Origin of the sequence: Vibrio sp. JC009 (assembly GCF_029016485.1) — a bacterium.
Lineage (GTDB): Bacteria > Pseudomonadota > Gammaproteobacteria > Enterobacterales > Vibrionaceae > Vibrio.
In genome coordinates this window covers 2,035,063-2,046,911 of record NZ_CP092106.1, presented here as the reverse complement: position 1 = coordinate 2,046,911, position 11,849 = coordinate 2,035,063, and the positions used below count along the sequence as shown (strand labels likewise).

The 11,849-nt window shown below is 47.5% G+C and carries 7 protein-coding genes; all 7 read right to left on the bottom strand.

Going from position 1 to position 11,849, the window contains the following annotated elements; all coding sequences use genetic code 11:
• Positions 1-8: 8 nt before the first annotated feature.
• A complete protein-coding gene (locus L3Q72_RS09070; protein WP_275129627.1) occupies positions 9-2,768 on the bottom strand; it encodes a YfiR/HmsC family protein in 2,760 nt (919 codons plus the stop codon).
• A gap of 94 nt (positions 2,769-2,862) precedes the next feature.
• Positions 2,863-4,389: a SpoVR family protein gene (locus tag L3Q72_RS09065; protein ID WP_275129626.1), complete on the bottom strand. Its 1,527-nt coding sequence runs from the start codon at positions 4,387-4,389 to the stop codon at positions 2,863-2,865.
• A gap of 10 nt (positions 4,390-4,399) precedes the next feature.
• On the bottom strand, positions 4,400-5,674 hold the full coding sequence (locus L3Q72_RS09060; RefSeq protein ID WP_275129625.1) for a YeaH/YhbH family protein: 1,275 nt from the start codon (positions 5,672-5,674) through the stop codon (positions 4,400-4,402).
• Between the two features lie 88 nt (positions 5,675-5,762).
• The gene (locus L3Q72_RS09055; protein ID WP_275129624.1) at positions 5,763-7,697 is read right to left on the bottom strand and encodes a PrkA family serine protein kinase; all 1,935 of its coding nucleotides are present in this window, start codon (positions 7,695-7,697) and stop codon (positions 5,763-5,765) included.
• A 216-nt stretch (positions 7,698-7,913) separates the two neighbouring features.
• Positions 7,914-8,414, bottom strand: a complete 501-nt coding sequence (locus L3Q72_RS09050; RefSeq protein ID WP_275129623.1) for a YfbU family protein — start codon at positions 8,412-8,414, stop codon at positions 7,914-7,916.
• Between the two features lie 270 nt (positions 8,415-8,684).
• Positions 8,685-9,425 (bottom strand): pyruvate formate lyase 1-activating protein, encoded by a 741-nt coding sequence (gene pflA, locus L3Q72_RS09045; RefSeq protein WP_275129622.1) that lies wholly within the window; start codon positions 9,423-9,425, stop codon positions 8,685-8,687.
• Between the two features lie 137 nt (positions 9,426-9,562).
• On the bottom strand, positions 9,563-11,839 hold the full coding sequence (gene pflB, locus L3Q72_RS09040; protein WP_275129621.1) for a formate C-acetyltransferase: 2,277 nt from the start codon (positions 11,837-11,839) through the stop codon (positions 9,563-9,565).
• Positions 11,840-11,849: the final 10 nt, after the last annotated feature.

Below are 11,849 nucleotides of genomic sequence, written 5' to 3'. Positions count from 1 at the left end.
TTCCTAAATTACTTTTGAGGCTTATCAAGCAGTTCCTGAATATGGTTCAGGTCAAAATGGTCCACCAGTGTCCGCAGCGCTTCACCGGTTGTTGAGTTGTGCTCTGAAACCCTGGTGCAGAGCGCTTTCAGCTCTTCGATATCACCTACTGTCAGCGCATCCGAAAGTGCTTTTAGTAGTGACTCCGGCAACTCCTGAAGCTCTGCCCGGCTCAGTTTATCCTGGTGTGGCTCTTCAGGGTGTTCTCTGTACAGATATTCAATTCCCAGTTGCTGACGGATCTCGGTAAACAGCAGGTTTTCTCTCACCGGTTTTCGCAAAAAGGCATTGGCGCCCAGTTCCAGTAACTGGGTTTTCTGCTCTTCAAACACGCTGGCAGAAACAATGATGATGACCGTCTCTTTGCCTGTTTCCATTGCGCGGATCCGGCGGGTCACTTCGGCACCGTCCATCACCGGCATTCTCACATCAAGCAGCAGAAAATCGGGTTGCCACTGGCTGAATATATCCATGGCCACTTTGCCGTTCTCCGCTTCGCGCACTTTAAACCCGGTACTGCTGAGAATCTTGCTCAGAAGCAGGCGGTTGCTGTCGTTGTCATCCACCACAAGAGCGCGCACTTCTTCCTGGTTGGGTGCCAGTGAAACAACCGTTGGCAGAACCGGACGGCTCTCTTCATCTTCACTTTTTCCCTGAACAGCATTAATTTCAAAATAGAAGCTGGATCCTTTACCGGGCTCGCTTTCAAAGGTAAGGTCGCCACCCATCAACTGGGCATAGCGTCTGCTGATAGAAAGTCCGAGCCCTGTGCTGCCTTCTTTGCGGGCACCGTCTTCTGCCTGTTCAAAGGGGGCAAATATCTTGTCGTAATCGTTTTGGGCAATACCAACACCCGTGTCAGTGACTTCAAAGCCAAGGCGCAGCTTGGTTTCATTTTCCTGTGAATGCTCAATACCCTGCATGCTGGCTTTTAGTGTGATGCTTCCTTTGCTGGTAAATTTAACCGCGTTACCTAACAGGTTGATCAGTACCTGCCTGACTTTACTCTGATCTGTGGTGATGTAGTGGGGAAGGTCATCATCTTCCTCAAAGATAAGCTGCACATCCTTATCTTCCAACCGGCCCTTAAAAATGGCTTCGATGCCGGTTAACAGAGCGTGCAGGTCAAAGGTGCCTGAACTCAGGGTGATTCTTCCGGCCTCTATTTTGGATACTTCCAGTACATCATTGATCAGACCAAGCAGGTGTTCGCCGCTGCTGTTGATGATATGCAGCTTCTCTTTCTGAGAAGCCGGCATGGCGGGATCGCGCTGCATTAACTGGGAAAAACCCAGTATGGCATTCAGTGGCGTTCTCAGCTCGTGGGACATGGTAGTCAGAAAGGCGGTTTTGGCCCGGTTGGCTTTTTCTGCGGCTTTTTTTGCTGTAAAGAGCTGGCTAGTGGTCTCTTCCAGCTTGGTATTTTGCTCAGTTAGCCGTGTATTGATCCGTTTCTTAGCGCGGATATTGAGCAGAATCACTATGACCAGCAGAGCGCCGAATAAAAATGCCAGCCCCATCGCCTGAAGGTAGTCCTTTTGTGTACCTATTACATCACTTTGCTGATCTAAAAGCAGAAGCTGCCTGGCTATGGTTTCATCCTGCTCGCGGATGGTTGATGCTCTCTCCTGTATCTTGCTTTGCTGACTGACAAGCGCCAGCTCCTGCTGCTCAACTTTTTGGTTCAGCTCTTCATATTTCGCCAGTTTAGCTTCAACCTGCTGTTTCTGATTCATAATGAAGACTTTCAGCGCCTGAGTCTGTTTCTCTGCAGCTTTAATGCGTGTCTGCTCTTTTAATATGGTGCTATTTTGCTGTGTGATTAACTGCTCCTGACTGACCAGCTTTTGTTGCTGTTGCTGGTATTGCACCTGTGCTTTTTCCAGCGAAGCGCGAACCTTGTCCACCGCACTTTTCTGCTCAGCGATTAGCTTTCTTTGTTGTACCAGCTCAGCCTGGTGTGCTTTGGTCTGGCTTTCTGCCTGCTTTAATTTCTGCTGTTCGGCTTGCAGGGCTTTTTTCTGGCTTTTCAGCTCGCGGGCAAGCGCGGCGGCTTCCCGTTCTGACTTTACTGCGCTTTCCTGAAACTTCTGCCTTCTTGAGTCCAGCTCTCTTACCTGTCTTTCCAGGCTTCTTAACTGATTTTGTCCTTCACGGTATAGCTTAGCGACATCGATCTCTGTTCCTCCGAGCAGAATGATATCCGGGTTAACCCCCAGGTTCTGATTGAGGATATTGGCTTTATTGATTTCAAATTTAAGTCTGCTGCTGCCGGACTCAAACAGATTAATCATGATTTGGCGCTGATTGCTGATATGGTCTGAGATCAGCAATATGTTTTTTCCTTCTGTCTGCCGGAGTATCTGGTTAAATTCGCTGGCTTTGGAGCGGGCGAGATAAACAATATGTACGCCTTTTGGTATGTCAGAAGTTCGTGAATGTGTAACAGTGAAAGATTTACCATGCAGTTTGCTTTTTCGGGCAATCTGCTTCAGTGACTGAGAGATATCTTTGCTGCTATCGATAAGATGGAAGCGATAGCGGGAGATATCAGCAGCGTGATACCACTGAATATTTTCGGACAGACGGAAAATATACGCAGCAGTCAGGTCGCTCCGGCTGACCTTGGCGATCGCGACAGAGCTGACGGCCAGTAATGCAAGTGTCAGAACTATTTTCAGAAATGGTGCATATCGCGCAGGATGTTGAGTACAGCTGATAAACGGCACACGCTGCCCCTCTTATCATCTAATTACTTAATAGCGTAGATGATAATGAGAAATCCTTCAAAATATAGCGCCTCCCTGAACGGAGGCGCAGGTTTTAGTTTTCCGGCGTTGTTACGCCACGTTTTGGACAGGTGCCCAGAATATTTCTTCTGCCGGTATCTGTGATCTCCTCCAGAATCACTTCAAAGCCCCACAGACGATGAAGGTGTTTTAACACTTCGTGATAACTGTCATCTAAAGGAATCCGGTTGTGTGGAACATACTGAAGGGTTATTGAGCGATCACCCCGCACATCCACACTCCAGACCTGGATATTGGGCTCCAGATTACTCAGGTTATACTGAGAAGCCAGAGTTTCTCTTATCTTCCGATAACCCGGGTCATCGTGGATGGCATTCACTTCAATGTAGTTTTTCCGGTCGTCATCCAGAACAGAGAATAGTTTAAAGTCCCGGATCAGCTTTGGAGAAAGGTACTGAGAGATAAAGCTTTCGTCCTTAAAGTTATTCATGGCAAAGTGCAGGGCATCCAGCCAGTCGCTTCCCGCAAGATCCGGGAACCACTCTTTATCCTCATCGGTGGGCTCTTCACAGATACGGCGGATATCCTGAAACATAGCAAAGCCCAGCGCATAGGGGTTGATACCGCTGTAGTAAGGGCTGTTATACGGAGGCTGAGCCACCACATTGGTATGGCTGTGCAGAAATTCCAGAATAAACTTGTCGGTCACCAGACCTTCATCGTAAAGATGGTTGAGAATGGTGTAGTGCCAGAATGTTGCCCAGCCTTCGTTCATCACCTGAGTCTGCTTTTGCGGATAGAAGTACTGACTGACTTTACGTACGATTCTGACAATCTCGCGTTGCCATGGCTCCAGAAGCGGGGCGTTTTTTTCAATAAAGTAGAGCAGGTTTTCCTGAGGCTCCTGAGGAAAACGCATTTTCTCTTCTTCGGTCTTTTCCTTAGACTTAGGAACGGTTCTCCATAAATCGTTTACCTGAGATTGCAGGTAGTTTTCGCGCTCCTCCTGACGAATCTTCTCTTCGGCAATGGAAATCTTTTCCGGGCGTTTATATCTGTCCACACCAAAATTCATTAGTGCATGACAGGAGTCCAGGATCTGTTCTACCTCCTCTTCGCCATGTTTCTCTTCGCACTCAGAGATATAGTTACGGGCAAAAATCAGGTAGTCGATGATAGAGCTGGCGTCCGTCCAGGTCTGGAACAGATAGTTGCCTTTGAAGAAGGAGTTATGCCCGTACGAGGCGTGAGCAATAACCAGCGCCTGCATAGTGACGCTGTTTTCTTCCATCAGATAAGCGATACAGGGATCGGAGTTAATGACGATTTCATACGCCAGTCCCATCTGGCCCTGTTTATAGTTCTGCTCTGTCTGAATAAATTTCTTACCGAATGACCAGTGATGGTAATTGATCGGCATACCGATGCTTGAGTAGGCATCCATCATCTGTTCGGAAGTAATCACTTCTATCTGGTTCTGATAAGTATCCAGACGGTAGTGCTCCGCCACTCGGCGTATTTCCCGGTGGTAGTCTTCCAGCATACTGAAAGTCCAGTCAGGCCCGTCCGGCAAAGCTTTGCTTTTGGTCTCAGTTGCCATGCAGTTCTCCCTAATCTGACTCTTTGTGGAACAGTTCCCGGAATACAGGGAAAATATCGTCCACTCCACGTATGTGTTTCATGGCGAAGTTATCGTATTGGGACTGAAGCTTTTCATACTCATGCCACAGGGTCTGATGTGTCCGGCGGGTGATTTCGATGTAAGAGTAATACTGGCAGCTCGGCAGCAGGTTTTCCTGCAGCAGATCCCGGCATTTTGGTGAATCGTCTGCCCAGTTATCGCCATCGGATGCCTGAGCGGCGTAGATATTCCATTCCGCCTGAGGGTACCTGTCGGCGACAATATCTTTCATCAGTTTAAGCGCACTGGATACTATGGTTCCCCCGGTCTCCTGTGAGTAGAAGAACTCCTGCTCATCCACCTCTTTGGCCTGAGTGTGGTGGCGGATAAAGACCACATCGACATTTTCATAGGTTCGGTTAAGGAACATATAAAGCAGGACGTAGAAACGCTTGGCAATATCTTTGGTTGCCTGATCCATGGAGCCGGAAACGTCCATCAGACAGAACATCACTGCCTGGCTGGATGGGACAGGGCGTTTTTCATAGTTCTTAAACCGCATATCAAAGCTGTCGATAAAGGGCACTTTCTGAATCTTTTCTCGAAGCTCTGCGATTTCAGCTTTGATTCGGTTCTCTTCCAGAGGCTGTGCCGGTTCGCCTTCTTTGATGCGCTCCAGTTCTTGCTCCAGCTCTTTCAGGGCTCTGCGTTTTCCGGCTGTCATTGCGGTGCGGCGGGCAAGAGATTGCTGAAGTGAGCGGACAATGGCGATATTGGCAGGAATACCGGCAGTCTGGTATCCGGCGCGGGTGGTTTTCCACTCGGTGATTTTATTGATCTGGTTTTTACGCAGATTAGGAAGCTCAAGGTCTTCAAACAGAATATCCAGATATTCATCTTTTGAAATCTGGAATACAAACTCGTCCTGACCTTCGCCGTCCGGGCTGGCTTCCCCTTCACCTGAGCCACCACCGCCTCCGCCGCCACCTTTCGGGCGTTCCATTTTGTCACCGGTGATAAACTGATCGTTACCCGGATGCACGCGCTCGCGGTTACCGCCCTGACCCTGATGAAATGACGGCTCTTTGATGTCTTTATGCGGGATAGCGATATCTTCGCCCGAATCCGTATCTGTGATCGAGCGTCGGTTAACGGCATCTGCCACCGATTCTTTGATGGCTTCTTTATGGCGTCTTAAAAAGCGCTGCCGGTTGACGGTGCTTTTGTTTTTACCGTTCAGCCTTCTGTCGATAAATTGTGCCATGAGTTACTCCTTGTAAACACCTCAGAGTTAACGCTAGCTGCCACGGGTGTGGCCGCTAGCGTCCTGCTCTCACAAAAAGTTTCATGTGTTAAGAGGATTTACGTACGCGTAAATACCACTCAGACAACAATCTGACTTGTTTCTTGGTGTAGCCTTTCTCCATCATACGGGCGACAAAGTCGTCGTGCTTCTTCTGGTCGTCAGTGGAAGTCTTCGCATTAAATGAGATAACAGGAAGCAGCTCTTCAGTGTTGGAGAACATTTTCTTCTCGATCACAGTGCGAAGTTTTTCGTAACTGGTCCAGACAGGGTTAGTACCGTTGTTGCTGGCTTTAGCACGCAGCACGAAGTTGACAATCTCATTACGGAAGTCTTTCGGGTTGCTGATACCGGCTGGCTTTTCAATTTTTTCCAGCTCTGCATTCAATGCGGAGCGGTCAAACAGCTGGCCGGTTTCAGGGTCGCGGTATTCCTGATCCTGAATCCAGAAGTCAGCGTAGGTGACATAGCGGTCAAAGATATTCTGACCATACTCAGAGTAGGACTCTAAGTAAGCGGTCTGGATTTCTTTACCGATAAACTCTATGTATTTAGGTACCAGGTAGCCTTTCAGGAATTCCAGATAGCGTTCTGCCATTTCCGGCGGGAACTGCTCACGCTCTACCTGCTGCTCAATCACGTAGAACAGATGAACCGGGTTGGCCGCCACTTCGGTCTGGTCAAAGTTAAATACGCGGGACAGAATCTTAAACGCAAAGCGGGTGGACAGACCGGACATACCTTCGTCTACACCGGCAAAGTCGCGGTATTCCTGATAGCTTTTCGCTTTCGGATCGGTATCTTTTAGTGTTTCACCATCGTAAACCCGCATCTTGGAGAAGATGGAGGAGTTTTCAGGATCTTTAATCCGTGAAAGCACACTAAACTGAGCCAGCATATCCAGAGTACTTGGCGCGCAAGGAGACTTAGACAGCTCACTGTGTTCAAGCAGTTTTTTGTAGATCCGGACTTCTTCAGAAACGCGCAGACAGTAAGGTACTTTTACAATATAAACACGGTCTAAAAAGGCTTCGTTGTTTTTATTGTTGCGGAATGTCTGCCACTCGGATTCGTTGGAGTGGGCCAGAATCATGCCGTCAAACGGCAATGCGGAAAGACCTTCAGTACCGTTGTAGTTGCCTTCCTGGGTTGCAGTCAGCAGTGGGTGCAGCACCTTGATTGGCGCTTTAAACATTTCCACAAACTCCATCATGCCCTGGTTGGCTTTACACAGAGCGCCTGAATAGGCGTAAGCGTCCGGATCGTCCTGAGAGAAATGCTCAAGCTGACGGATATCCACTTTACCTACCAGTGAGGAAATATCCTGGTTGTTCTCGTCACCCGGCTCTGTTTTCGCCACAGCGACCTGATCAAGAATCGACGGACGAACTTTCACCACTTTAAATTTGGTGATATCACCACCGAATTCATGCAGACGTTTCGCTGCCCACGGGGACATAATAGAGCGAAGGTAGCGCCGTTCAATACCGTACTCTTTTTTCAGTAATTCAGCGTCTTCCGTTGCGTCAAAAAGACAGAATGGATGGTCGTTAACCGGGCTCCGCTCGCCGTTTGCAGAGAGTACGAAAATAGGCATTTTTTCCATCAGAGCTTTCAGTTTCTCTGCCAGTGACGATTTACCGCCACCCACAGGGCCAAGTAAGTAAAGGATCTGCTTACGTTCTTCCAGTCCTTGTGCTGCATGTTTCAGGTAAGAAACTATCTGTTCGATGGAGTCTTCCATGCCATAAAAGTCTTCAAAGGTTTTATACCTTGAGATGACACGGTTAGAGAATATACGGCTTAATCGTGGATCCTGGGCCGTGTCGATGGTTTCAGGTTCGCCAATGGCAAGTAGTAGCCTTTCTGCTGCATTTGCGTATGCACTCTTATCTTTCTGACATAAAGTTAAGAACTCCTGCAAAGAAAGTTCTTCATCCTTGGCTGCTTCGTAGCGTGCCTGATAATGGTCAAAAATACTCATCGCGAAACCCCTCTAATCCTTCACATTGATCACGGCGAAAAAATACTTATCATTCACTCTTAAGCCTAGATCGTTATTCAGGTTTTGCTTAAAAAATATGGATTTATTTCGTGGAATCTATGCTTGCAGAGAAGTAAAACAGGGAAGGTCAGGGGGTTGTGTGATTTGATTTATATCAAGAAAAGAGCCTGCATTTGCAGGCTCTGAGAAAGAGGGTTATGCATTAAATATTTGCACAAACTCGGCTGCCGATAAGTGATACTGTCTAGGGCAATTCCGCCAGGTTGTCAGCATACGGCGGTATTTATCCAGCATAGGCATTTGTGAGTTGAAGTGGTGATCTGCCTTGTCAAATTGCGGATACAAACCTTCAGAATCAACCAAAAATCTTACATAGTGAACAAGCTGCGATTCGCTGGCGATATCAAAACCAAGGAACTGCAGGCGGCGCTGGTCTACCTTGCTTCGCTCTTCATCAGAAAGCATACGGTTAGATTCCTGCATGGCATGAAACATCTCCATGATATTGATGATTTCGCGGCACTCGTCTTCAGTGATTTCACCAAACTGTTTGTCCAGTTCACGCATCTGCAGCCCGTAGCCACGTTCAACAATGGTTTGCAGTCTTCTGTACTTAGCCGCATTTTCAGGGTTCATTTGCGACATCAGATAGTACTGGTTTGAAAGGATAAGGCGTTGAGCGTTTGTCATTTCCATTTTTTGACCTCAAAGATGGGTTTGTTTTATTTTCCTTTAGATTAACAGCATTTGGGAGAGCGGCAACATATTCTCAACATTTATGGATTCAAATGAGAGTCCGCTGTGCTATCGGAGGTCAGTTAGGAGGAGTTGAGGGAGAGGCAGTTGTCAGATATCGATAAGCAGACCGTCCTTGCCATGGAAGGCAAGGTCGAACCCCATGGATGGGTTTATGTGTGTCTGTGTTCGATATCTGACAACTGCCTCGGTTCTCAGGAGTTAATTCAATTAGTACTTCACATTATCAACATACTGCTTAAGCACATTAACAATTTTATCCATGGTCTCTTTTGAAGGTGGCTCGATATCTTCCAACGGATAATCATGCCCCAGAGCTTCCCACTTGTGAGCGCCAAGCTTGTGATATGGAAGCAGTTCTACTTTTTCTACATTGTCCATATCTTTGATGAACTCGCCCAGAAGATGAGCATCTTCTTCGCTGTCGGTATAGCCAGGCACAACAACGTAACGAATCCAGGTGGTTTTGCCGATTTTTTGCAGGTAGCGGGCAAAGTCCAGTACGCGGGTATTGGATACGCCGATAAAATCTTTGTGGATTTCATCGCGCATATGCTTTAGATCCAGCATAACCAGATCAGATACTTCCAGCACTTCATCAATCACATCTGTGTGCTTACGGATATAGCCGTTGGTATCCAGGCAGGTATGCATGCCTTCTGCTTTGGCTGCACGGAAAAAATCACGCACAAATTCAGGCTGAAGCATAGCTTCACCACCGGAGCAGGTTACACCGCCGCCTGATGCATTCATAAAATGCTTGTATGACTTCGCGTCATTAATGATCTCATCAACGGTTACCACCTTACCGTCATGCATATCCCAGGTATCGCGGTTATGGCAATAGGCGCAGCGCATCATGCAGCCCTGAAGAAAGACGATAAAGCGGATACCCGGCCCGTCGACGGTTCCGCAGGATTCAAATGAATGAATACGACCAGTTGTAGACATATACTTCTCTCGTAATAGTTTTTCTACCTCTGATTTTATTACAAATATGCGTTATTAAATAGAGGGGGAAGGGGGGGAGACATAAAAAAAGCCCGGCGACTGCCGGGCTTAGTATTTCTACTTTACTAACCTATGAATTACATAGACTCAGTGAAAGTACGTGCGATTACGTCTGCTTGCTGCTCTGGAGTCAGAGAGTTGAAGCGTACTGCGTAACCAGATACACGGATAGTTAGCTGAGGGTACTTCTCAGGGTTCTTAACTGCGTCTTCAAGAGTTTCACGGTTTAGAACGTTAACGTTCAGGTGCTGACCGCCTTCGATACCAGCTTCGTGGTGGAAGTAACCATCCATCAGACCAGCCAGGTTCGCTTTCTGAGCAGCGTCATCTTTACCAAGTGCGTTAGGTACGATAGAGAATGTGTAAGAGATACCATCCTTCGCGTCAGCAAACGGTAGTTTACCAACAGAAGTCAGAGATGCTACAGCACCTTTCTCATCACGACCGTGCATTGGGTTTGCACCTGGAGCAAATGGAGCACCAGCCTGACGACCATCAGGAGTGTTACCAGTCTTCTTACCGTATACCACGTTTGAAGTGATAGTAAGGATAGACTGAGTTGGGATAGCGTCACGGTAAGTCTTAAGTTCACGAATCTTGTTCATGAATGTAGTAACAAGTTCACATGCGATGTCATCAACGCGTGGGTCGTTGTTACCAAACTTAGGATATTCGCCTTCAACTTCAAAGTCAGTTGCAATGCCGTCTTCGTCACGAACTGGTTTAACAGTTGCGTACTTGATTGCAGACAGTGAGTCAGCTGCAACAGACAGACCAGCGATACCACAAGCCATTGTACGACGTACGTCACGGTCATGCAGAGCCATCAGAGATGCTTCGTAGCTGTACTTGTCGTGCATGAAGTGGATAGAGTTAAGTGCAGTAACGTACTGCTTAGCCAGCCAGTCCATGAAGTGGTCAAGACGATCCATTACGTCAGCGTAATCAAGAACGTCAGCTGTGATCGCGTCAGTCTTAGGACCAACCTGGATCTTCAGCTTCTCATCCACACCGCCGTTGATTGCGTAAAGCATAGTCTTAGCAAGGTTTGCACGAGCACCGAAGAACTGCATGTGCTTACCGATAACCATTGGAGATACACAACATGCGATTGCGTAGTCATCAGACTCGAAGTCTGGGCGCATCAGGTCGTCGTTTTCGTACTGGATAGAAGAAGTATCGATAGATACTTTAGCACAGAAACGCTTGAAGCCGTCTGGAAGACCTTCAGACCAAAGAACAGTGATGTTCGGCTCTGGAGAAGGACCCATAGTGTACAGGCTGTTTAGGAAACGGAAGTTTGTACGAGTTACAAGAGTACGTCCGTCAAGACCCATACCACCCATAGATTCTGTTGCCCAGATTGGGTCGCCAGAGAATAGCTCATCGTACTCAGGAGTACGTAGGAAACGAACCATACGTAGTTTCATTACGAAGTGGTCGATCATTTCCTGTGCTTGTTCTTCAGTGATCTTGCCAGCAGCGATATCACGCTCGATGAAGATATCCAGGAAAGTAGAAGTACGGCCAAGAGACATTGCAGCACCGTTCTGAGACTTAACAGCCGCTAGGTAACCGAAGTATGTCCACTGGATAGCTTCTTGTGCAGTTTCTGCAGGACGACCGATGTCACAACCATATTTAGCAGCCATCTCTTTGATCTGGCCTAGTGCACGGTGCTGCTCAGCGATTTCTTCACGAAGCTGCATAGTCATCTGTAGGTCTTCGCCGTTCAGGAATTTTTCTTCTAGAGAAGAGAACTGAGCGAACTTGTCCTTCATCAGGAAGTCGATACCGTATAGAGCAACACGACGGTAGTCACCGATGATACGACCACGGCCGTAAGCATCTGGAAGACCAGTCAGAACGCCAGACTTACGACACTTCATGATATCTGGAGTGTAGATGTCGAATACGCCCTGGTTGTGAGTTTTACGGTACTCAGAGTAGATCTTGCTTACCATTGGGTCTAGTTCGCGATCGTACGCTTTACAAGAACCCTCAACCATACGGATACCACCGTTAGGGATGATAGCACGCTTAAGTGGAGCGTCAGTCTGTAGACCAACGATAGTTTCTAGATCTTTGTTGATGTAACCAGCATCGTGTGCAGTGATGGTAGAGATAAGAGAAGTATCGAAATCAACAGGAGCGTGAGTGCTGTTTTCCTGCTTGATGCCTTCCATTACCTGTGCCCAAAGCTTGTTAGTTGCTTCAGTACCTTCAGAAACTAGGAAAGATTCGTCACCTTCATATGGTGCATAGTTCTTTTGAATAAAGTCACGAACGTTAACTTCGTTTTGCCATTCACCTTCAGCAAAACCTTCCCAAGCTTTAGCAAATTGCTCTGCCATGATATACCTA

What these genes read in the sequence shown, in the direction of transcription:
- pflA (WP_275129622.1), bottom strand. Translation starts at nt 9,425, where the DNA reads ATGTCTACAACTGGTCGTATTCATTCATTTGAATCCTGCGGAACCGTC.
- L3Q72_RS09060 (WP_275129625.1), bottom strand. Translation starts at nt 5,674, where the DNA reads ATGGCACAATTTATCGACAGAAGGCTGAACGGTAAAAACAAAAGCACC.
- L3Q72_RS09065 (WP_275129626.1), bottom strand. Translation starts at nt 4,389, where the DNA reads ATGGCAACTGAGACCAAAAGCAAAGCTTTGCCGGACGGGCCTGACTGG.
- L3Q72_RS09055 (WP_275129624.1), bottom strand. Translation starts at nt 7,697, where the DNA reads ATGAGTATTTTTGACCATTATCAGGCACGCTACGAAGCAGCCAAGGAT.
- pflB (WP_275129621.1), bottom strand. Translation starts at nt 11,839, where the DNA reads ATGGCAGAGCAATTTGCTAAAGCTTGGGAAGGTTTTGCTGAAGGTGAA.
- L3Q72_RS09050 (WP_275129623.1), bottom strand. Translation starts at nt 8,414, where the DNA reads ATGGAAATGACAAACGCTCAACGCCTTATCCTTTCAAACCAGTACTAT.